Consider the following 22124-nt stretch of genomic DNA (forward strand, 5'->3'; position numbering starts at 1 on the left):
GCCCCGCCTTCTCACACCACGTCTTGGGGACGATGTGGTGGAAGCAGGCGAACTCCCCGCCCCGGCAGGCCGAGTACCGTGCCGATGGCCGGATATCGCGTGTCGCGCACGAGGTTCTGGGCGCGACGTGACGACGACGCACCGATGGGAGGAGGCTCTGGGGCCGCGTGCACAGGGGCGGTCCGGGGGTGGGACCGGGGGCCGGTCAGAAGGCGAGGGTGGCGGTGATGGCGATGTAGACGCCGACGAGGAGGATGCCGTCGAAGCCGAGGCGCATCCATCCGCGCCGCTGCCGTATGAGGAGCCCGCCGAGCAGCACGGTGGTCATGACGAGGGCGCCGGCGGTGAGGAAGAGCTGGTCGACTCCCGCCGCGTGGTGGAGGGAGCCGCCCCGGTAGGCGATGTCACCGATGACGAGGTTGAGGGCGTCCAGGCAGTTGCCGCCGATGATCGCGGCGATGGCGAGGGTCAGCGCGCCCCGGCGGACGGCGGCGAGCGCGGTGACCGTCTCCGGCAGCGCGTTCACCACGCCCATGAGGACGGCGCCGACGAAGCCCTCGGACAGGCCGCTCTCGTCCACCAGGGTCTCGGCGGCGCGCGCCACGGTCCAGCCGGTGACCACCACGAGCGCGGCGAACGCGCCGAACCGGACCCACAGTCCGCTGAGCCGCCGCCCGGCGGCCGGGTCCGTCTCGTCCGGCTCGTCGGGGACGGTGTCCTCGGTGCGTATGGCCACCCACGACGACGGCGGCCGGTCGCTGATCAGCCGCAGCCCGCCCCAGTAGACCGCGACCATCACGGCGGAGGCCGGGTGCACGCCCAGCAGCGTGGCATCCGGGCTGAAGGCCGCCATGAGGGCGACGCCGAGGAGGACGATGAGCAGGCAGCCGAAGAGGATGTTCGGCAGCGAGGCGGCGGCGTGCTCCAGGTTCACCCTGCGGTACGCGGCGTCCGCGACGACGACGGCGAGCGTCTGCGCGGCGATGCCGCCGACGGCGTTGCTGTAGGCCAGTTCCGGTCGGTCGCCGGCGGCGCTCACCGCGGTCATGACGATGCCCGACAGCGAGGTCACCAGGCCGAAGAACACCGCGCCGAACAGCGCCTCCCCCTGCCCGGTGCGGTCGGCGAGCACGTCACCGAGACCGGCCAGCCGGACGCTGGCCACCACCATGACCGCCCCCGCGACGGCGAACAGGGCGAGGCTCCACCCCAACGGCCACGGGCCCATCAGGGCATCGAACACTGCGCACTCCTCGCTGGCGTCGGCTGGCCGGACCCCCTATCCGCTACCACCGAAAGCGGCCGGTAAGCGTGCGTGCTCCCGGGCGGACGTGCCCGTCCGGGCCTCACGGGCGGGGCGCCGGGTGGGTCCCCGGCCCCTCCGGCCGGGTGGCGGTGCGGCGGGGACCGGTGGTTTCGGCGGTGACGAGCCGGCGCGCGCCGTGCGTCCGGAGCGCGGGAGGCGGGCCAGGGCGCCCGCCGCGTCCGCTGGCCACGGCCTGCGAACGCACCGCCGGGTGGCACAGAAAACCTGCCATGGCGAATGTAGACATCCGCTCTCGGTTCGGTTAGTGTTTCCAGTGTTGCGACGGAAGGTCTGCGATACGCGGTAGAGGACGAACTACCGCGCACAGGACATGGCGTGGCAGCGGGGTGCGAGGCCCGGATGTTGGCAGGGGTCTCGGGCCGGCTGCCAGGCCGGGCGGCTCCAGGGCCGCCGACGCAGGAGTACAAGGCAGTACCCGTTACACGGAGATGAGAGGAGCCGGACGCCATCAGGATCGCCCGCACCGGAGCATGCTGACCTGTGCGGGAACCGCAAGGCCCCGGATTGGAAGGTGGTCCCCGGTCACGCAGCCGCGATCCCCGCACCCCGCCCGCTTCCGTGGGCGCCCGTGCGGATACAACAGGCCGACATGAACACCAGTCGGTAGATGGTGTTGAAACCTCGGGGCCCCGGCGCTGAAGAAGCGCCGGGGCCCCCGTACGCGTGGCCGGAAGAACCAGTGGATCCCGGGGGCGGACGAGGCCGGAATGCGACCTGGACGGGCGGCGTGACGGCGCCGAGGTCGCCGGTACCGGCCAGGACTTACGCGTGCCTGTCGGCTCTCTCGTCACCGGACACGAGGAGCAGCCGCAGTGAGGAATTTACATACCTCCTGCCGGAGGAGAAGCTCCCTGGGTACTCTGCGACCGCACGCACGTCATCACCCGCGACAAGGTTCCTGTCGCCCTTCTCGCAGACCCTCACCTGGGGGCGGAAGAGTCAGGGCCGAGTGCAGAAACCGTATTCCGCGAGCTGCTCTCTGATGAGCTGACTCAGGTACTCCCGGCTGGGCGGAGCACCCGGGTCGCCCTGCGGGCCGCGGGGCCCCCGGGGGCCCGCACAGCCGGGAGGCCCGGGTTCACCCTGGGGGCCCTGGGGCCCCCTGGGCCCGGGAGGTCCTTCGCGGCCGTCCGCACCGGCCTGACCGTGCTCGCCGGGCTTCCCGTCCCTGCCGTCCCTGCCGGGTGGGCCTTCGCTGCCCTCCGGCCCCTGGGGGCCTTCGGGGCCGGGGGGGCCGCAAGGTCCGTCACGGCCCTGCGGCCCCTCCGGTCCCCGCGGCCCCTGCGGTCCGGGGGGACCCTCCGGGCCGGGTGCACCGGGCGGGCCTGTGGCCCCGGTGCACCCGGCAGGACCGGCGGGGCCCGCGGGGCCCGTGCACCCGGTGCGGCCGGGAGGGCCCTGTGGCCCCGGTGGCCCCTGCGGACCGGCTGGCCCTTCCGGGCCGCACGGTTGTTCCGGAGGTGGGGTGCATGGGGGGCTGGGGTCGCACGCGCCGGTGTCAGCGGCGCGAAGCTCCTGGTCGGTGGGAGTGCTTGTCTGAGCCGTTGGTGGGGTGGTCATGGAACCTCCCGGTTTCTTCGAACACACAGCACACGGTGGTGGCGGCCCCGGGCAGGAGTGATCGCATCACCGGACGAGACGACACTCGTCGCGCGTCATGACGGGACGACTCCGAAAAGAGCGGATAATGCGTTCATCTTGTCGACGACCCGCATGCGGTAAGAAAACGAACGATCATTCCGCTTTCCGTGTCTCCTCTCAATATTCCACATCCCTGGTGGATTAAGCTCACTCAAAAAGGATCGAACAAAGTGGTATGAAAGAAAAGCTTCTCATTCTCATTTAATTTCGATGTTGCCGACGTGTGCTGGTGGGGCGTAGCCGTGTGAGCGGCGGACGACGCCCTGCGTGAGGCGGGAGCTCCGCCTGCCCGCCTGCCCGAACCCTGAGCCCGGGCAGCGTGCGCCGTCGCTCGGCCAGCGCCGTGCGGCGGTAGACCACTTCCTCGTGGGGCGCGAGTGACCGCACGGCCTCTCCTGCGGCCGGGCACCCCGGACCGGCGTCGGCGATGTTCGCGGAGGGGCGTCGCGGCGGGAGGAGATGGCGTCCGCGGTGCTTCCGCCACCTCCAGATTCGGACGAACGTGGCCGGCGACGAGGGCGCCACACTTGCTGCCCGTCGGTGCCGGTCACTGTGGCGAGGCACACTCGGGCTGGTTCCCGCCCGCCGGGTGCCTGCCGGAGAAGCCTGTGCCTGCCGGAGGAGAAGGCGGTGCACCTTGAAGACGCTCGTGCCGTCGAGCACGGCGGGGGAGGGCGCGCCGGCTCTACGCGCCCGGGCGGGGGAGGGCCGGGCGGGCGGGACATGTGGTCCCGGCGGCGGCCTGAGCGCTGGCGGCAGGCGGCCCGGCGAGCAGACCTCTCCCGGCGCCGCGACCACTGACGCCGAAGGCCCCCACAGCAGGCTGCGGGGGCCTTCGACGTTCAGCCCGGTGAGGCTGGGCGGAGGATACGAGATTCGAACTCGTGAGGGGTTGCCCCCAACACGCTTTCCAAGCGTGCGCCCTAGGCCACTAGGCGAATCCTCCGCCGTGAACAATACAAGACGCTGGGGGGTGGTTGCGAACTCGAACCCTGGGCGGGGGATCGGGTAGGGTGGCGGCAGCCCCTCACGTGGCGCTATCTGACTGAACTCCCCCAGGGCCGGAAGGCAGCAAGGGTAGGTTGGCTCTGGCGGGTGCGTGAGGGGCGTTGACGTTCGCGGGGCGGGCCGCTTGTCCGTGGGCTCCGATACCGTCGTACGCGTGTCGTCCCTCGCGCTGTACCGCCGCTACCGCCCCGAGACCTTCGCCGAGGTCATCGGGCAGGAGCATGTGACCGACCCGTTGCAGCAGGCGCTGCGGAACAACCGGGTCAACCACGCGTACCTGTTCAGCGGGCCGCGCGGGTGCGGGAAGACGACCAGCGCGCGCATCCTGGCGCGGTGCCTGAACTGCGAGCAGGGGCCCACGCCGACGCCGTGCGGGGAGTGCCAGTCGTGTGTGGACCTGGCCAGGAACGGCGGCGGTTCCATCGACGTGATCGAGATCGACGCCGCCTCGCACGGTGGTGTGGACGACGCGCGTGAGCTGCGGGAGAAGGCGTTCTTCGGGCCCGCGTCGAGCCGTTACAAGATCTACATCATCGACGAGGCCCACATGGTCACGTCGGCGGGGTTCAACGCGCTGCTGAAGGTGGTCGAGGAGCCGCCGGAGCACTTGAAGTTCATCTTCGCCACGACGGAGCCGGAGAAGGTGATCGGCACCATCCGGTCGCGCACCCACCACTATCCGTTCCGGCTGGTGCCGCCGGGCACGCTGCGGGACTACCTGCACGAGGTGTGCGGGCGGGAGCGGATCCCGGTGGACGAGGCGGTGCTGCCGCTGGTGGTGCGGGCCGGGGCCGGTTCCGTGCGGGACTCCATGTCGGTGATGGACCAGCTGCTCGCCGGGGCCGACGAGGCCGGTGTGACGTACGCCATGGCGACGGGGCTGCTCGGGTACACGGACGCGGCACTGCTGGACGAGGTGGTGGACGCGTTCGCGGCCGGGGACGGCGCGGCGGCGTTCACGGTCGTGGACCGGGTCATCGAGGGCGGTCACGACCCGCGCCGGTTCGTGACGGATCTGCTGGAGCGGCTGCGGGACCTGGTGATCCTCGCCGCGGTGCCGGACGCGGCGGAGAAGGGCCTCATCGAGGCTCCGGTGGACGTGCTGGAGCGGATGCAGGCACAGGCCGGCGTGTACGGCGCCGCCGAGCTGAGCCGTGCCGCCGATCTCGTGAACGCCGGGCTGACGGAGATGCGCGGCGCGACGTCGCCCAGGCTGCAACTGGAACTGATCTGCGCCCGCGTGCTGCTGCCGGGCGCGTACGCGGACGAGCGGTCGACGCAGGCCCGGCTGGAACGGCTGGAGCGCGGCGTGGGGGCGCTGGGGACGGGTTCCGGGGCTGTGTCCGGGGCGGCCGGAGCGGCCGGGACGCCGCCCGTCCCGGCCTCGCCCCCTGGCCCGGCACCGGCACCGGCACCGTCCCCGGGCGCGGGGCACGGAGCTGCGGAGGCGCCCGCGCCCGCCCCCGTCCCTTCCTCCTCGCCCGCGCCCGCGTCGGAGGCTTCGGCGCCGGGTGGCGGCGGGCGGCGGCCCGGGGCGTGGCCGACGGCGGGCGCCGGCGCGGAGGCGCCCGCACCGGCCGCTCCCGCGCCGCAGGCGCAGCCCCCGGCACCGGCACCCGCTCCGGTCGCGCAGGGGGCGGCTTCCGGGCCGGGCGGCGGTGACGTGACGCAGGTGCAGCGCATGTGGTCCGACGTGCTGGACGCCGTGAAGAGCCGACGCCGGTTCACCTGGATTCTGCTCAGCCAGAACGCGCAGGTCAGCGGGTTCGACGGCACGACCTTGCAGCTCGGGTTCTCCAACGCCGGGGCGCGGGACAGTTTCGTGAGCGGCGGCAGCGAGGACGTGCTGCGCACCGTGCTGAGCGAGCGGTTCGGCGTGCAGTGGAAGATCGACTGCGTGGTGGACGCCGGCGGCCCCGGCGGAACCGGCGGCGCCCCCGGCTCCGGTGCCCCCGGCGGCTTCGGCGGTGGCGCGGGGGCTCCGGGCGGCGGGTTCCGCGGCGCCCAGGCCCCGCCGCAGGCGGCGGCCCCCGCGCAGCCGTCGGGGTTCGGCGGGCCGTCCGCGGCACCCGGGCCCGGTTCCGGGCCGCCGCCGTCCGCGGCTGCCGGGCCGCCGCCGGTTCCGTCCGCGTACCGCGGTCCTGAGTCCTCGGCGCCGGGGTCCGGCGCGGGTCCGGCACAGTCCGCGCGCCCCGGCCCGGCGAGCGGTTCCGGCCCGGCCGGTTCCCACGCGGCCGGTTCCCACGCGACCGGTCCGCCCCCCGCCGGCCGCGGCCCCACCGGTTCCCACCCCACCACCGGCCCCACCGGGACCGGGGCCGGAACCGGCCCGGCCCCCGGTCCGGGGCGCCCCGGACCGTCCGCGCCGCCGCCCGTCTCCGTCGAGGACGACATCCCCGAGGACGACGACCCGGACCTGGACGAGACAGCGCTCTCCGGCCACGACCTGTTCGTCCGCGAACTGGGTGCGACGGTCGTCGAGGAGATCGAGCACGAGTGAACCGGACGGCAGCGCGGCGGACCACGTAGGCTCGGCACACGAGCGAACGAGAAGGAGAAGCCGTGTTTCCCGGTGGTGGGCAGGGCGACATGCAGCAGCTGCTGCAGCAGGCCCAGAAAATGCAGCAGGACCTCGCCGCGGCCCAGCAGGAGCTGGCCGAGACGCCCGTGGAGGGCTCGTCCGGCGGTGGTCTGGTGAAGGCGACGGTCTCGGGGGCGGGCGAGCTGAAGGGGCTCGTCATCGACCCCAAGGCGGTGGACCCGGACGACACCGAGACGCTGGCCGATCTCGTCCTGGCGGCCGTGCGGGACGCGAACGCCGCGGCCCAGCAGTTGCAGCAGGCCAAGCTCGGCCCGCTCGCGCAGGGGCTGGGCGGCGGCGGCATGCCCGGGCTCCCCTTCTGACGGACGTCTTGGATCGACCTCACGGATACGGGGAGCAGCGGTGTACGAAGGCGTCGTCCAGGACCTCATCGACGAGTTGGGCCGGTTGCCCGGCGTCGGTCCCAAGAGCGCCCAGCGGATCGCCTTCCACGTCCTCCAGGCCGATCCGGTGGACGTGCGGCGTCTCGCGCAGGCGCTGACCGAGGTCAAGGCGAAGGTGCGGTTCTGCGTGGTGTGCGGGAACGTGGCGGAGGAGGAGCAGTGCCGCGTCTGCCGTGATCCGCGCCGTGACGCGTCGGTGATCTGTGTGGTCGAGGAGCCGAAGGACGTGGTGGCGATCGAGCGGACGCGCGAGTTCCGCGGCCGGTACCACGTGCTCGGCGGCGCGATCAGCCCCATCGAGGGCGTCGGCCCGGACGATCTGCGCATCCGGGAGCTGCTGGCGCGGCTCGCGGACGGCGCGGTGAAGGAGCTGATCCTGGCCACGGACCCGAACCTGGAGGGCGAGGCCACGGCGACGTACCTGGCGCGCATGGTCTCGTCCATGGGTTTGCGGGTCACACGCCTGGCCAGCGGTCTGCCGGTCGGGGGAGACTTGGAGTACGCCGATGAGGTCACGCTGGGGCGGGCCTTCGAGGGGAGAAGGTTGCTCGATGTCTGACATCACCCAGTCCGGCACCGCGCGGCAGTCCGGTGCCGCTGAGCCCGGTGGCGCTCAGCGGGAGGATCTGCGGCACGACGGCGGGGCCCGCCCCGACGACTTCGCCGTGCAGATCGCCGACCAGATCGAGAGCTTCATCGTCGCCGTCACCGAGGTGGCGAAGGGGGACGAGCCCGCGAGCGCGGTGCCGTTCCTGCTCCTGGAGGTGTCGCAGCTCCTGCTGGCGGGTGGCCGTCTGGGCGCGCACCAGGACATCGTCCCCGAGGAGCGGTACGAGCCGGACACCGGCCCGGAGCCGGACGACGTGGACCAGCTCCGCGAGCAGCTGGCCACCCTGCTGGACCCGGTGGACGTCTACTCCGAGGTCTTCGACCCCTACGTGCCGCGCAAGGCTCCCGTCGCCTGCCGCATCTCGGACGACATGGCGGACGTGATCACCGACCTGCGGCACGGCATGGCGCACTACCGGGCGGGCCGCACGTCCGAGGCGCTGTGGTGGTGGCAGTTCTCGTACCTGTCCAACTGGGGCTCGACGGCGTCGGCCGCGCTGCGGGCGCTCCAGTCGCTGGTCGCGCACGTCCGGCTGGACACGCCGCTGGGCGAGCTGGACGGCCTGGACACCGACAGCGACGCCGCCGGGGACGACGGCGAGCTGGAGCGGGAGGCCGGTGCGGTGATGGTGGCGGAGATCGCCGTACCGCTGGGCATGAGGCCGAACGGCGGCTGACGGAACGATCCGCCCCCGGGACGGCGCCCCGGGGGCGCGTGCCGGTGGCCGTCCGCCGCGATGAGTTCCGCCGACGGGCGGGGTCCGAACAGGTGAGGACACCCGACGGAGGAGTGGCGATGACCGAGCGGATGAGGACGGGCCGGACGACGACGGCCACGACGGCCCGGGAGCCGCAGGCGGTGCTGGACGGCCGGTTCAGCGACGCGGAGGCGGCGGCGACGCCGTGGCCGGTGGCGGCCGAGGGGCTGGCGGCGGCGCCGCTGTACTGGCTGACGACGGTGCGCGCGGACGGCCGCCCGCATGTGACGCCGCTGATCGGCGTGTGGCACGAGGACGCGCTGCACTTCTGCACCGGCCCCGGCGAGCAGAAGGCACGCAACCTCGCGCACAGTCCGCACTGCGCGCTGACGACCGGCCGCAACACGCTGGACGAGGGCGTGGACCTGGTCGTGGAGGGCGAGGCGAGCCCGGTGACGGACGCGGCACGGCTGGCGGCGCTGGCGGCGGCGTACGTGGCGAAGTACGGCGAGGACTGGCGCTTCGAGGTGCGGGACGGCGCGTTCCACGGCGGAGGGGGCCGGGCGCAGGTCTTCGCGGTGGTGCCGACGCGGGCCTTCGGCTTCGCCAAGGGCGGCAGCTTCGGCCAGACCACCTACCGCTTCCCGCCCAGCACGACCCGGTGACCCCACCCGGTGATCCCACGCGGTGACGCCTGTGCGGCTACGCGGAGACGCCCCCCCCGACGTCATCGGACGTTCAGCCGGGGCGGGGCCTCAACCGGTGACGGCGTCCAGCGCGGCGCGGGTGGGCGGGTCGGCTCCGGGGCGGGCGCAGGCGAGCGCGGCGGCGGCGGTGCAGCGGTTCAGCACGGCCGTGATCTCCCCGGCGGTCGTGAGCGGGGCCCCGGAGGCGACGGCGTCGAGGAGTGCGGCCTGGAAGGCGTCCCCGGCGCCGACGGTGTCCACGACGTCCACCGGGGGCGCCGGGACCTCGGCGCGGGTGCCGGCGGTGACGGCGAGGGCTCCGCGCGCGCCGCGCGTGACGACGACGATCCGGGGCCCGGCGGCGAGCAGGGTGCGGGCGGCCTCCTCGGCGGGGACGGCGGGGTAGAGCCAGGCCAGGTCCTCGTCGCTGGCCTTGAGCACGTCGGTGACGGTGGCCAGGCGCAGGCACGCCTCGCGGTAGGCGGTGCGGTCGGGCTGGACGCCGGGCCGGACGTTGAGGTCGGCGGCCACGGTGCGTCCGGGGGAGCCGTGCAGCCACCGGCACACCTCCAGCACGCGGTCGGCGCCGGGCTCGACGACGGTGGCCAGCGATCCGGTGTGCAGTACGGCGGTGTCGGGCGGTACCGGCAGTTCCCGGGGGTCCCAGGCGGCGATGAAGTCGTAGGTGGCGGAGCCGGTGCGGTCGACGTGGGCGAGGGCGACGGTCGTGCGGCCGGACGTGGTGGGGGCGCGGCGCACGTCGAGGCCGGTGCCGGAGAGGTGGGCGGCGACGAGTTCGCCGGGCGGGTCGTCGCCCCAGGCGGTGACGAGGGTGGCGGGGCAGCCGAGGCGGCGCAGGCCCACGGCGACGTTGGCGGGGCTGCCGCCGGGGACGGGCAGGACCTCCCGGGCTCCGGCCCGCCAGAGCAGGTCCACCAGCACCTCCCCGACGACCGTCACCCGCCGTCCGGCCGGTGCCGCGCCGCCCGCCGCCGCGCCCGGCTCCGGCCGGGCCCCGTCGGCCGCCACTCCGTCCGGCGCCGACCCGTCCGCCGTTCCGCCCGGCGCCGCGTTCTGCTCCTGCCGCGTTCCGTCCATCGCGCACCTCCTGCACGCACCGTACGCGTGGGCGAGGGCCTGCCCACGCCCCCTCGGCGTCGGCAGGCCCTCTGGGGTCCTGGAGTGCTGGCCTGTCAGAAGGTCAGGCTCCAGGAGTCGATGTACCCGGTGTCACCGCGGTACGTGTCGTAGACCCGCAGCCGCCAGGTTCCGTCGGCGGCCACGCCGGAGGCGTCGACGGTGTACGTCTGGACGACGTTGTCGGCGCTGTCGTAGTACGAGGAGGTCTTCAGCCGCTCGTAGGCGCCGTTCGGGGCCACGAGGTCGATGACGAGGTCGCCCCGGAAGGTGTGCTTGATGTCGACGGCGACCTTCAGGTCCGTCGGCGCGTTGCCGCCGCGGCCGGACACGGTGACGGGCGAGGTGACGCCGGTGCCGTTGTCCGGGATGGCGACGTCGTCGGTGTTGGCGAAGGTGCCGCCGGACGGGGGCGGCTCCTCGCCGCCGCCGTCACCCAGCGAGGCGAGGGTGCGCGCGGCGTCGGCGAGTCCGGCGCCGCAGCCGCCCGGGCAGGAGCCGGGCAGGGCGCGGGCGCTGTTCTTGATCGCGGCCTCGATCTGCCCGGGGGTCAGCGTCGGCTGCGCCTCGTACATCAGCGCGGCGAGGGCGGCGATGTGCGGGGCGGCCATGCTGGTGCCCTGGTAGGCGGCGTAGTTCTCGCCGGACGGGCTCGACGTGCCGCTGTTCAGCGTGGACCAGATGCCGTTCGCGGCGCCGGCGGCCGTCTCACCGCCGGGGGCGGCGATGTCCACGATGCTGCCGTAGTTGGAGTAGCTGGCCCGGTTGCCCTGGCGGTCGCTGGCGGCGACGTTGACGACGCCCGCGCAGCTCGCCGGGTTGAAGGAGGCGGCGTTCTGGTTGCTGTTGCCCGCCGCGACGACGACGGTGGTGCCGCGCTGCACGGCGCCGTTGATGGCGTTCTGGGTGCCCGCGTCACAGCTTCCGGAGCCGCCGAGGCTGAGGTTGATGACGTCGGCCGGGGTGGGGTTGGCGGGGACGCCGCGCACGGTGCCGCCGGAGGCCCAGGTGATGGCGTCCATGATGTCGGAGGTGGTGCCGCCGCACTTGCCGAGGACGCGGACGGGCTGGATCCTCGCGTCGTGGGCGATGCCCGCGACGCCCTTGCCGTTGCCGGTGGTCGCGGCGATCGTCCCGGCGACGTGGGTGCCGTGCCAGGACGAGTCGCGTGCGGGGCTGGGACGGCCGTCGGGGAGGGTGCCGCACTCGCCGGTCCCGGACCAGTCACCGGGGTCGGCGGCGTCGTTGTCGCGGCCGCCGCCGTCGCGGGCGCGGGCGGCGTCGGAGATGAAGTCGTAGCCGGGGATGACGTTGGCGGCCAGGTCGGAGTGGGCGACGTAACCGGTGTCGATGACGGCGACGGTGACGCCGTCGCCGGTGGCGGTGTCCCAGGCCCCGGGGACGTTCATGCCCGCGGTGGACTCGAAGAGGTCCCACTGCCGCGTGTAGTAGCTGTCGTTGGGCGTGGCGGTGGCGTACATGCGGGTCTCGGGGACGACGTAGGCGACGTCCGGGTCCTCGCTGAACTCGGTGATGACGTCCCGCACCTGCGGGTCGTCGAGCTTCCCGCCGAGGTCGAGGAGGGCGGCGCCGGTGCCCAGGCGGCGGTCGAAGTCCACGGACTTGCCCGCCTTGCGGCCCTTCGCGCGGGCGTCCTTGCCCGCTTCGGCGTCGGAGCGGGCCTCGGCGGCGCCGGTCCTGTAGCCGACGATGAGCCGTTCGGTGGGGGTCTGCGGCTGGGCGGTGTCGCTGCCGCCGGTGGTGCCGGGGGTGGCCGCGGGGACGGCGGAACCGCCGTCCCGGGCGGGGACGTTGGCGGTGGGCGCGGTGGCGCCGGCCGCCGTGGTGGCGCCGGTGCCGAGCAACGCGGCGGCGGTGACCGCGAGGACGGATATGCGCAGGTTTCTGCGGTGTCTCGAACCGTTCAACGTGCTGCCTTTCACGGGCCCGCTCCGGGCCTGCCGGAGCGGGTGGGGGGTGGTGCCGTTCATGACAAGCGGTGTCGTCCGCCCGGCCGCCCGTGGGATTGCAGACGGTGTGGGGGGTGCGGCCGGGGCACGGGCACGGTGGGGCTGCGCGGCGGCAGGGGCCGGGCCGGGACGCGAGGGGTGGGGGGCGTCCCGTGCCCGGGTGCCGGACCGCAGGTGCGCATGCCGCCGCCCTGTTCGAGCGACGGCACCGCACCAGCTCCTCCGGTGCCGGTGCACGACACCGGTCGGCCGTCCGTCCGCCGTGGCGTGTCCCCCGCAGCAGGCGAACGTCTGACCGAGCCGGTGCCAGGAACCTACGGTCGGGAATCCGGGGAGACCTATCCGGATACCGGAACCTACGGATACGCAATTAACCTGCCGGGCGCGGAGAGTTGGTCCAGTCCTGACCTGCGGTTTTCTCCACGCCTTCGGCTTTGTCCGCAATCGCCGCGCCGGGCGGGCCCGCAGCGCCCCGCAAGGTCAACGCCTCGGTGGGGCCGCCGCGCCGGGCGGGCCCGCAGCGCCCGGCGGCCCCGTGCCCTGGCCCGCGACGGCGTCCGGCCGGGTCAGGGGGCGAGGTCCTGCCGGGAGGTGGTGCCGAGCTTGCGCATGGCGCGCGCGACGTGCTGCTCGACGGTGCGGGGGGACAGGTGCAGCGTCGTGGCGATCTCCCGGTTCGTCAGCCCGGTGGCCGCCAGTTCCGCGACCTCGCGTTCGCGTGGCGAGAGCTGGTCCTTGTAGGACGGCCGCCCCGGCGGACGCCGGTCCTCCTGCGGCTGGTGCGCCCGCAGGACGGCCCGCGCCCGCGCGGTGTCCCACACCGCGCCCAGCGCCGTGAACTGCTCGATGCTGCGCGTGACCTCCTCGACGGCCCCGGCGGCACGCCCGGCGCCGTCCCCCGCGCCCGCGCCCGTCTCGCCGTCACCGGCCTCCGGGCCCGTCCCCGTGGCCGCCGCGGCGCCGGCGCCCGCGTCCGCCCCGGCCGGGTCACCGGCCGCCAGGGCGCAGCGGCCGGCGGCTTCGGTCGTGAGGGCCCGGGCGTACGGGCGGGGGAGGGCGGCGAAGGCGGCGGCGGCCTCGCGGTAGAGCGGCGCGGCGCCGCCCGGATCGCCGCACGCCTCGGCCAGCGCCGCCCGGGACCAGACCAGGGCGGCGGCGGACGTCGGGGAGTCCAGCCCGGCCAGCCCGTCGGCGAACTCGGCGACCATGGCCCGCGCCCCCGGGGCGTCCCCCGCCCGCGCGGTGGCCTCCACCGCCCACGGGGCCAGCTCGGCCGCCCACACCCACACGCCCTTCTGCCGCAGTTTCCCCCACGCCGCCCTCGCCTCGGCCGCCGCGGCGGCGCCGTCCTGCCGGGCCAGGGCGAGGCGGATCAGCGCGGCGGACGCGGTGGCCGCGAGCGGGGCCGCCGCGTGGTCGGCGGACGGCGCGTCCTTGCCGGAGAGCCAGTTGACGGCGCGTCCCCACTCGCCCTGCGCCACGGCGAGCACGCCGAGCACGGTGCGGGCGTCGGCGGCGATGACCGGCATGTCGGCGGTGTCGGTGACGAACGCCTCGCACTGGGCGGCCAGCCCCTGCCACGCGCCGGTGGACCACTCCAGCAGCAGCCGGGCACCCAGACCCGTCTGCTCGGTGTAGGGGGCGCCGCTCTTGGCGGACAGGTCGAGCCCGGCGTCGAGCAGTTCCCCGGCCCGCTCGTAGTAGCCGAGCCACACGGCCGCGTCGGCGGCGTTGCACAGGCCGCGCGCCGCGTGCTGGCGGCAGCGCGGGTCGGGGCTGCCGGTGGGCAGCGCGTCCAGGAGCCGCCAGCCGCGCGGGTCACCGTAACTCAGCAGCACCCCGGCCCGGTTGGCGGCGACGGCGGCCAGGACGACGGCGTCGCCGCTCTCGGCGGCCGCGTCCTGCGCCCGGTCCAGCCAGCGCAGGTGCGTCGCCAGGGTGGCGCCGGGCCAGTACGGCATGGCCAGCGCCGACATGGCGCGGGCGGCGAGTTCGGGGCGGCCGCGCAGCTCCTCGGCGGCCCGTTCCAGCTCGGCCCAGCCGCTGCGTCCCATACCGACCTGGTTGCACAGCAGCAGCCCGAGGTCCAGCCGTACCTGGCCGCGTACGGCGGCGGGCAGCGCCGCGTCCTCGACGAGCTGCGCCAGCACCTCGACGGTCTGGTCCGAGCGCAGGCCCACCACCGCGCTGCGGGCCAGCATCGGCGCGAGCCGGGCGCGGGCCTGCGGCGGCACGGCCGGTGACGCGAGGGTGTGCTCCAGCAGCCCGATGGCCCGCTGGTGGTGCCCCTCCTCCGCGGCCTGCCGGGCGGCCCGCTCGACGGCGCGGAGCCAGCCCCGGACGCGTCCGCTGGCCAGCCGGTGCCGGGCGAGCTGCGTCCACGGCACCGGTTGCCTGCGGGCGAGGACGTCGGCGGCGCGGCCGTGCAGTTCCGTCCGCACCGGTCCGGGCAGGACGTCGCGCACGGCCTCGGCGGCGACCGGGACGGGCAGCCCGTACCGGCCGTCGGGCCGTTCGGTGAGGGCGGCGCCGCGCAGGGCGGCGAGCAGGGCCGCCCGTCCGGCTCCGGCGGGCAGCCCGGCGACGGCGAGCAGTTCCCGCGCGTCCACCGGTTCGTCGAGGACCGCCGCCGCCCGCACGACGGCCCGGTCCGGCTCGGCCAGCGCCGCCGTGCGGCCGAGGACGAGTTCGGCCAGGCGTACGGGGGCCCCGGCCGCGTCCACGTCGGCGGCGGTGCAGCGCTGCCGGGCGGTGTCGCGCAGGACGCCGAGCAGGTCGGCGACGACCTGCGCGACGCCGCCGGTCCGCTCGTGCAGCCGCGCCGCCGCCTCCGCCGTGCAGCGTTCCGCGCCCAGCGCCCGGGTGGCGGCCTCCGCGACCTGCGCGGGCGTCCACGGCCGCACGCGGTGCCGCAGCACGGTGAGCCGGGGCGGGTAGGGGACGGCCGCGCCGAGCGGCAGCCCGGGCGCCGACAGCTCCTCGGGGCGGTAGGTGAGGACGGCGACGAGGCCGTCCGCCGGGTGTTCCAGCAGGCGGCGCAGCCGGCCCCGCACGGCGGTGTCCGCGCGGTGGACGTCCTCCACGACGAGCAGCGCCGGTCCGTCGGCGGTGGTCTCCAGCGCGTCCGCGCCCGCCTCGGCGCGGTGGACGGCGCGGTGGGCGTGCGCCGCCTCGGGCAGGCCCAGCAGCCGGTGTGCGAGCGTGCTCTTGCCCGTGCCCGCGGCGCCCTCGACGAGGAGCAGCAGCGGGCCGCCCGCCGTCCCGGCCAGCGTCCGCCGCACCCGCCGCTCCCAGGGCGGCTCACCCGCCGTGTCCGTGCCGATGCTCACCGCTGCCCCTCAGGTGTTTCCGGGTTCTTTGCGTATCCGTATTACGGCGGGCACTGATTGTTTCGCCGGTGTGCCTGCGGTGAGCGTGGTGCTACCAGTGGAAGACCAGGACGCGGGTCCCCCGGGGGAGCCGGTTTCAGGCCGCGGAACCAGCGTGCAGGAGAGCCGCATGATCACCGCACCGCAGCAGCAGTCGCCGTACGCCGCCGCGCGTACCGGCCCCGGCGGCATGCCCGGCGGTGTGAGCTGCACGCTGCCGGTGACCCCGGCCGCCGCGCCCGCGCCCGCGCTGCGCCGGTTCGCCGGGCGCACCGCACGGCAGTGGGGGTTGCCGGAGGCCGCGCACGAGTCGCTGACCGTCATCGTCTCCGAGCTGGTCACGAACGTCATCCTGCACAGCGGCAGCCCGGATGTCACCCTCGGGCTCCGCCTCACCGGCCGGGTGCTGACGGTGGAGGTGCGTGACGCGGGCCTGTGGCAGGTCCGTACGGCCCCGCGCCGGGAGCCGCTGGACGACGTCTCCTGCGGACGCGGACTGGTCCTGGTGGAGGCGTACGCGGCGCGCACCGCGGTGCGCCTCTCGCCGGGCGGCACGACGGTGCTGGCCGACATCACCCTGGACGGCGCCGCTCCGGAGGGCGCCGCGGTGGACGCCACCGCTCCGGCCGTGGACGCCCCGGACGAGGGCGGCCCGTCCGAGGGCGGGCCGGGCGCCTGAGCGTCCCGGACGGTCCTGGCCAGTGGTTCACGCGCCGTGCGACGATCACGGGGTGAACCGGATGCAGACGAACCGCGCACGCCGCCTGCTGGGCGCCGTGGTCCTCGGCGTCGGTCTGACGCTGACCGGCTGTGGGACGCAGTCCGGGACGGCGCCCGCCGAACCGGCCGCCCCGTCCCCGCCCGGCGCCGACCCCTCCGAGCCCTGGTTCAAGGTCCGCGCCGACGAGCTGGCCACCGGCGCCCCGTCCTCCCCCGGCGCCACGCCCGAGCTGCCCTTCGGCTACGAGCTGAAGCCCCGGCCGGGCGAGAGCCTCCCGCCCCCGCCCGCCGACTGCGCCGACGGCGAGGGCATGCTCGTCCGGGCGGGCATGGTGGAGGCCGCCACGGGCCTGCGGGCGCTCGGCCTGCGGCTGGTCAACTGCGGTGACACGCCCCACACCGTCGACGGCTACCCGGACGTGCGCGTCCTGGACGACGAGCGGCAGCCGCTGGACGTCGCCGTGCACGACGGCCCCCGGGCCGTCACCGGCGGGGACGAGCCCGGGCCGCGGCCCGTCACGCTCCGGCCCGGCGAGGAGGCACGGGCGGCGGTCTACTGGCGCAACACCTACGACGACACCACCCGCCTTCCGGTGCACGGCACCCACCTGGACGTCGCCCCCGCGCCCGGCGACCCGTGGCAGACGGTCACCCCGGACGGCGGCCTGGACCTCGGCAGCACCGGGAAACTGGCCCTCAGCCCGTGGAAACCCGCGGCCTGACGCCCGCTGCGGACGGTGAGCTGCCTTCTCACCGCGGTACCGAGGCGGGGACTCGTGAGGGCCGGGCCGGGAAGGCCGCCTGAGCCTCCGGCGCCCCGACGGGATCTCAACCGCCGCCAGGACCGGGAGGTGTGAGGCAGCGCGCGGGGCGTACTCACCCGGGTGCGCGTCGCGGAGGCGCCGGTGTGCGGCGGGTGAGCCACTTCTCCGGGCCCGGGAGCTTGGGGCGGCTGTTCCGTTGACAGGGCTACCGGCCGGTAGCAGCCTGCGGGCGTCCAGGAGTCGCCGCCCTTGGAGGTCACCGTGTCCGAACGCCATGCCCGTACCCCGCGCCTGCGGGGTGCCGCCGTCGCGGCCCTGAGCGCCGTGCTGGCCGCGACCGGTCTCACCGCGTCGCCCGCCGCCGCGGCGGAGCCGGAGACCGGCCGCTACGTCGCGCTGGGGGACTCGTTCACCTCCGGCCCCGGCATCCCCGGGCAGGACCCGGACTCCGGGATCTGCGGCCGCTCCGAGCGGAACTACCCGGCCCTCGTGGCGGAGCGACTCGGTGTCACCTCGTTCACCGACGTGAGCTGCGGCGGCGCCGTCACCGACCACATGACGACGTCGCAGTTCGGCGTGGAGCCGCAGTTCCGGGCCCTGAGCGCGGACACCGAGCTCGTCACCGTCGGCATCGGCGGCAACGACATCGGCTTCGCGGGCATCGTCCTGACGTGCGCGTTCCTCGCCGTCTTCGACCGCGACGGCACGCCCTGCACCGACCACTACACGCGTGGCGGAACGGACACGCTGGAGCAGCGGTACGCCGAGGCGGAGCCGAAGGTGGCCGCCGTGCTCCGCGGCGTCAAGGAGCGCGCGCCCGGGGCGCGGGTGCTGCTGGTCGGTTACCCGGTCCTCACACCAGCCTCCGCCCAGGAGTGCGCGCCCGGCAACCCCAACGCGGACGTGTACGCGCACGGGGACGCGCCGTACCTGCACGCCACGCAGCGGTCGTTCAACGAGCGGCTGCGGAAGGTGGCGGAGGCGAACGGCGCGGCCTTCGTGGACACCTTCGCGCGGAGCGCGGGCCACGACGCCTGCCAGGCCGAGGGCGTGCGGTGGGTGGAGGGCGTCCTCGACGTGCGGGACGCCTTCCCCGTGCACCCGAACGCGCTCGGTATGCGCGCCAGCGCGGACGCGGTGCTGGACACCCTGGACCGCTGAGCCGGAGCGCGTGACCCGGCGCGTGGCGCCGCGCGCGATCCGGCAGCCCGCGCCCCCCGGACGCACGTGAACGGACGTCCGGGGGTTGCCGTGCCGCCCGGGCCACCGCAGGATGGGCACAGCGATGCGGCCGGTCACCCGTGAGTGCCGACTGGTCCAGACAGATGTCAGGAGCTGCCGTGGCCTCGTACTTCGCCCGATCGTCCGAGTCGCTGGTGTCCGACGCGCTGGAGGGCTTCGCCCTCGCTCACGGCGACGTGGTGGAGCACCACGCGGCGCACGGCTTCCTGCGGGCCCGCCACCCCGTCCCGGCCCGCCGGGTCGGGGTGCTGTCGGGCGGTGGCAGTGGCCACGAGCCGCTGCACAACGGGTTCGTGGGCGCCGGGATGCTCGACGCGGCCGTTCCGGGCCGGGTGTTCGCCTCCCCGCACAACCGGCAGGTGTTCGAGGCGTCCCGGGCGGTGGCGCGAACCGACGGCGTGCTGCACATCGTGAAGAACTACACCGGCGACAAGATCAACTTCGGGATCGCGGCGGAACGCCTCGCCCACGAGGGCGTGCCGTGCGCGCGGGTCCTCGTCGACGACGACCTCGCCTCGGAGTCGGCGGAGATCGCGGTCGGCCGGCGCGGCACCGGGGCCACCGTGCTGGTCGAGAAGATCGTGGGCGCCGCGGCCGACACCGGGCTCGGGCTCACCGAGCTGGCCGAGCTGGGCACGGCCGTCGCGGCCCGCTGCCGCAGCGTCGCCGTCGCCTCGGCGGCCCAGACGGCGCCCGGCGGCGAGGGCCCGGCCTTCACGATCCCGGCCGGGTCGTTCGAGTACGGCGTCGGCATACACGGGGAGCGTGCGGCGCGCTCGCTCGACCGCGAGCCGCTGGACGTCCTGGTGCGCCGGATGGGTGACGCGCTGCTGGAGTCGCTGGCGCCGCCGCCGGGAGCGCCGGTGATCGTGCTCGTGAGCGGCCTCGGCGCCACCACCCGGCTGGAGCTGTACGCGGCGCTGCGCGAGCTGGCTCCGGTGCTGGCGGCCCGGGGCGTGGAACTGCGGCGCAGCCTCGTCGGCGACTACGTCACGGCGCTGGACATGCGCGGCTTCTCGCTCACCCTCCTCGTCGCGGACGAGGAGGACGTCAAACTGTTCGACGCGCCGGTGCACACACCGGCATGGCGGTGGTAGTCCACGAGGTCTGGGGCTGGTGGTCATGATTTACGACGTTTCGTACACCGACGGCTGGGTCCGGCGGTTCGCCGAGTCGGTGCACGGCACCGAGCCCGAACTGACCGCGCTGGACCAGCGGACCGGCGACGGCGACTTCGGCGTGAACCTCGCCGCCGGGGTGACCTCGGCGGTCCGTGCCCTGGACGGGGCCGCGGGCGCGGCCGGGACGGACGACGCCTCGGCGCCGCTGCACGTCCTGGCCACCGTGTTCCTGGACGAGGTGGGCGGTACGAGCGGCCCGCTGTTCGGGCTGCTGTTCCAGGAACTGGCCGCCGCCGTCCGGGCGGCGGGCCCGCACCTGACCACCCCGGCGCTGGCCGCCGGGGCCGGGGCCGGTCTCGCGGCGATACGCCGGGTGGGTGAGGCGGCGCCGGGCGACAAGACGCTGGTGGACGCGCTCGTGCCCGCCGCCGAGGCGCTGGAGCAGTGCGCGGACGGCGTGAAGCCCGACAAGGCGCTGGCCGCCGCGGCGGAGGGCGCCTGGAGCGGTGTCCGCGGCACGGCCGAGCTGCGGGCCCGGCGCGGCCGGGCCAGCTACCTGGGCGAACGGGCCTCGGGCGTGCCGGACCCGGGGGCCGTCGGCGTCGGGCTGCTGTTCGCCTCGGCGGAACGGCCGGTCACCGCGCTCGCGCCGCTGCTGCCGTAGCCGCGTCCCGTCCGCCTCCCGCGACGGGCGTCCGCCCGGCGCGTGTCCGGTGCGCCCCCCGTCGCGGGACCGGTGCGTGCCCGGCGCCGTGCCGTCGCACCCGGGCGGTTCCGGGGCGCGGGCCGCCCCTCCGTGGCGGCCCGCGCCCCGCCGCCGTGCGGCGTTACCGGGACAGCGGCGCGAGCGGCGCCCGGCTCCTGGCCCAGGCGAGCAGCCCGGGGTCGTCCAGGGTGCGGACCCACAGGTCCACCAGCGACAGGCTCTCCGGGTCCGGGCGCGGTCCGACGCCGATGACCCGCAGTCCGGCCCGCACGGCGGACTGGATGCCGCAGAGGGAGTCCTCCACGGCGAGGCAGTCCTCCGGCGCCGCACCGCAGGCCCGTGCGGCGGTGGCGTACACGTCGGGTTCGGGTTTGGGCCGCACGTCGCCGTCGGGTACGACGACGTGCGAGAAGCGGCCCAGGAGCCCGGCCGTGCCCAGGCAGGACTCCACGACGTCGCGCGGGCAGTTGCTGGCCACGGCCAGCGGTGCGAACTCGGCGGCGCGTGCCACCAGCTCGGCCGCGCCGGGCGTGGTGACCGGGTCCTGCGCCACGAGGTAGCGGAAGCCGGTGAGGAGCTGCTCCGTCATCACGTCCGCCAGCTCGGGGCGGCCCGCCGCCTCGGCCATGAGGCGGCCGCAGGCGGTGAAGTGCACGCCCTTGGAACGCTCGGCGAACTCCGGTCCGGGGAAGACGCCGAAGGCTTCGAGCACCAGCTCCCTGGCGCCCTCCCAGTGGCGTTCCGTGTCCATCAGTGTGCCGTCGCAGTCGAATACGACAGCGTTCGGCGTCCAGGCGAGAATGCGTTCTTCTGTCATGCGATTGCCCTCCAGGAATGGGGCTGGACGACTGCGGCCCGCATGCTTTCCACGCAGGAACGGTCGGCGGGTCCGGGGGAAAGGTTTCCGCGCGGCATGCGGGCGGGTTCCGCGCCGGAACGCGGCCGGTCCTGCTTCCCGTGCACACGGGTAGCAGGGGGTCGTTCCGCCCGGTGGCCGGGCCGGGTGGAACATAACGAACGCTACGTTAATTTCTGCAGGCCCTGTAGTCAATTACCTTCGTAAAGGTGTGAAGAAATTAATAATCAGGGAAATGCCTTTATGGTTTACGGTCTCCGCCGCTTTCCGGTGCTTTCCTTCACTCGGAATAGTGAAGAGTCCCGGCGGCGGTCAACACGTCGCCGTGCCGTACGCGGAAGACGGCCACCCGCCCGTGGAACAGGACGTAAACGCGGGCCTGCGGACGCAGTTCGGTGAATCCGAGGGCGGCCAGCCGGCCGGCGACCGGACGCGTCCGCGTCCCGTCGCCGCACAGCGCAGCCGCCTGGCGGGCGGCCTCCAGCAGCACCATGCCCGGGACGTGGTCGCTGCCGTGGTCGAAGAAGAACGGGTGCCACGGATCGGCCGGGCTGATCAGCGGCGCGCCGCCGTCGTGCGCCAGCATGGCGTCCAGCGGCGAGGCGAGCGCGAGCCGTCCCGGTCCGGGGCGCGGCTGCCCCGGGGCCGCGGCGTCCTGCGGCACGGCCGTCACCCGCGGGCCGCGCAGCTCCCGGTACCGGGCCGCGCCGAGCATCCGGGCCGTGCCCGCGGCGACCGCGAAGGGCCGTCCGCCGTGCCGGAAGCGCGCCGTCAGGCGCAGGCCGCCCACCATGCCGGAGGGGTCCGTGCGGACGTGGGAGACGGCGACCTCGCAGACGACGTCCGAGGCGCCGTCCACCGCCCGGGGCTCTGCGTCCGGATCGAGCGCGTAGGACGTCTCCCGGATCAGGAAGTGCGCGTCCGGATCGACGCCGTAGTACCGCAGCGGCACGTAGATGCCGAGCTGCCGCAGCGTCTCCACCACCATGAGCGGATGGTGGCGGCCGTCACCGCCGCGCGGGAAGGTGGGATGGGACCGAGTCCACTGGCTCGCCGCCTCGAAGCGCCCGCCCCCGGCCGACCGGACGTCCGTGAGGAGCACCTCCGCCACCGAGACCCGGTGGACCAGCTCCCGCGCCACGGTGCGGGACCAGCTCAGCGCCCGGTCCTCGCAGGCCGGCGCCGGGTACACCTCGTCCGCGGGGTTCATACCGAAAAGCAGATAACAACTTCGGCCGGGCCGCTTGCCAGTGGGTCTGGGACAGGCAGCACGTCACCCGTGCGGG

At 75.0% G+C, this 22124-nt stretch carries 16 protein-coding genes, 1 tRNA gene and 1 other RNA gene; 11 read left to right on the plus strand and 7 right to left on the minus strand.

The features are described 5' to 3' along the window. Positions 1-205: 205 nt before the first annotated feature. Together V1J52_RS18760 and V1J52_RS18765 are read right to left on the minus strand one after the other, a co-directional pair. The gene (locus tag V1J52_RS18760; RefSeq protein ID WP_330141253.1) at positions 206-1228 is read right to left on the minus strand and encodes a sodium:calcium antiporter; all 1023 of its coding nucleotides are present in this window, start codon (positions 1226-1228) and stop codon (positions 206-208) included. A 2601-nt stretch (positions 1229-3829) separates the two neighbouring features. Then, a tRNA-Ser gene (locus V1J52_RS18765) sits at positions 3830-3914 on the minus strand. A 72-nt stretch (positions 3915-3986) separates the two neighbouring features. Here V1J52_RS18765 and ffs point away from each other — a divergent pair. The 6 genes from ffs to V1J52_RS18795 all read left to right on the plus strand — a co-directional run bounded on the left by ffs (position 3987) and on the right by V1J52_RS18795 (position 8933). Then, positions 3987-4085: signal recognition particle sRNA small type (gene ffs / locus V1J52_RS18770), an RNA gene on the plus strand. A 45-nt stretch (positions 4086-4130) separates the two neighbouring features. Further along, on the plus strand, positions 4131-6476 hold the full coding sequence (locus V1J52_RS18775) for a DNA polymerase III subunit gamma and tau (RefSeq protein WP_330141041.1): 2346 nt from the start codon (positions 4131-4133) through the stop codon (positions 6474-6476). A gap of 62 nt (positions 6477-6538) precedes the next feature. Next, positions 6539-6880 carry a YbaB/EbfC family nucleoid-associated protein gene (locus tag V1J52_RS18780; RefSeq protein ID WP_330141042.1) on the plus strand — a complete coding sequence of 114 codons (342 nt, stop codon included), beginning with the start codon at positions 6539-6541 and terminating at the stop codon, positions 6878-6880. Positions 6881-6920: 40 nt separating this feature from the next. Further along, positions 6921-7520: a recombination mediator RecR gene (gene recR / locus V1J52_RS18785; RefSeq protein ID WP_330141043.1), complete on the plus strand. Its 600-nt coding sequence runs from the start codon at positions 6921-6923 to the stop codon at positions 7518-7520. After that, the gene (locus V1J52_RS18790; RefSeq protein ID WP_330141044.1) at positions 7513-8247 is read left to right on the plus strand and encodes a DUF5063 domain-containing protein; all 735 of its coding nucleotides are present in this window, start codon (positions 7513-7515) and stop codon (positions 8245-8247) included. Before recR ends, V1J52_RS18790 begins: the two co-directional genes overlap by 8 nt. Before the next feature lie 119 nt (positions 8248-8366). Next, positions 8367-8933: a pyridoxamine 5'-phosphate oxidase family protein gene (locus V1J52_RS18795; protein WP_330141045.1), complete on the plus strand. Its 567-nt coding sequence runs from the start codon at positions 8367-8369 to the stop codon at positions 8931-8933. 90 nt (positions 8934-9023) lie between these two features. Here V1J52_RS18795 and V1J52_RS18800 read toward each other — a convergent pair whose 3' ends face one another. The 3 genes from V1J52_RS18800 to V1J52_RS18810 form a co-directional block, all read right to left on the minus strand. After that, entirely contained in the window at positions 9024-10052 is a 1029-nt protein-coding gene (locus tag V1J52_RS18800; RefSeq protein WP_330141046.1) for a carbohydrate kinase family protein, read from the minus strand. A gap of 95 nt (positions 10053-10147) precedes the next feature. Next, complete coding sequence (locus tag V1J52_RS18805; RefSeq protein WP_330141047.1) at positions 10148-12019, minus strand: S8 family serine peptidase; 1872 nt, start codon at positions 12017-12019, stop codon at positions 10148-10150. A gap of 608 nt (positions 12020-12627) precedes the next feature. Further along, a complete protein-coding gene (locus V1J52_RS18810; RefSeq protein ID WP_330141048.1) occupies positions 12628-15390 on the minus strand; it encodes a helix-turn-helix transcriptional regulator in 2763 nt (920 codons plus the stop codon). A gap of 169 nt (positions 15391-15559) precedes the next feature. Here V1J52_RS18810 and V1J52_RS18815 point away from each other — a divergent pair, with 169 nt between their 5' ends. The 5 genes from V1J52_RS18815 to dhaL all read left to right on the plus strand — a co-directional run bounded on the left by V1J52_RS18815 (position 15560) and on the right by dhaL (position 19940). Continuing rightward, a complete protein-coding gene (locus V1J52_RS18815) occupies positions 15560-16108 on the plus strand; it encodes an ATP-binding protein (protein WP_330141049.1) in 549 nt (182 codons plus the stop codon). A gap of 61 nt (positions 16109-16169) precedes the next feature. Next, positions 16170-16871, plus strand: a complete 702-nt coding sequence (locus V1J52_RS18820) for a DUF4232 domain-containing protein (RefSeq protein ID WP_330141050.1) — start codon at positions 16170-16172, stop codon at positions 16869-16871. A gap of 303 nt (positions 16872-17174) precedes the next feature. Further along, the gene (locus V1J52_RS18825) at positions 17175-18074 is read left to right on the plus strand and encodes an SGNH/GDSL hydrolase family protein (RefSeq protein WP_330141051.1); all 900 of its coding nucleotides are present in this window, start codon (positions 17175-17177) and stop codon (positions 18072-18074) included. Positions 18075-18253: 179 nt separating this feature from the next. Next, entirely contained in the window at positions 18254-19252 is a 999-nt protein-coding gene (locus V1J52_RS18830) for a dihydroxyacetone kinase subunit DhaK (RefSeq protein WP_330141052.1), read from the plus strand. 25 nt (positions 19253-19277) lie between these two features. Further along, positions 19278-19940, plus strand: coding sequence for a dihydroxyacetone kinase subunit DhaL (gene dhaL, locus V1J52_RS18835; RefSeq protein WP_330141053.1), 663 nt, complete (start codon positions 19278-19280; stop codon positions 19938-19940). Positions 19941-20103: 163 nt separating this feature from the next. Here the strand turns inward: dhaL and V1J52_RS18840 are convergent, their stop codons facing one another. Together V1J52_RS18840 and V1J52_RS18845 are read right to left on the minus strand one after the other, a co-directional pair. Continuing rightward, positions 20104-20799: an HAD family hydrolase gene (locus V1J52_RS18840; protein WP_330141054.1), complete on the minus strand. Its 696-nt coding sequence runs from the start codon at positions 20797-20799 to the stop codon at positions 20104-20106. A 319-nt stretch (positions 20800-21118) separates the two neighbouring features. Continuing rightward, a complete protein-coding gene (locus V1J52_RS18845; protein ID WP_330141055.1) occupies positions 21119-22048 on the minus strand; it encodes a ScbA/BarX family gamma-butyrolactone biosynthesis protein in 930 nt (309 codons plus the stop codon). Between the last annotated feature and the right edge of the window lie 76 nt (positions 22049-22124).

The organism is Streptomyces solitudinis, assembly GCF_036323765.1.
Lineage (GTDB): Bacteria > Actinomycetota > Actinomycetes > Streptomycetales > Streptomycetaceae > Streptomyces.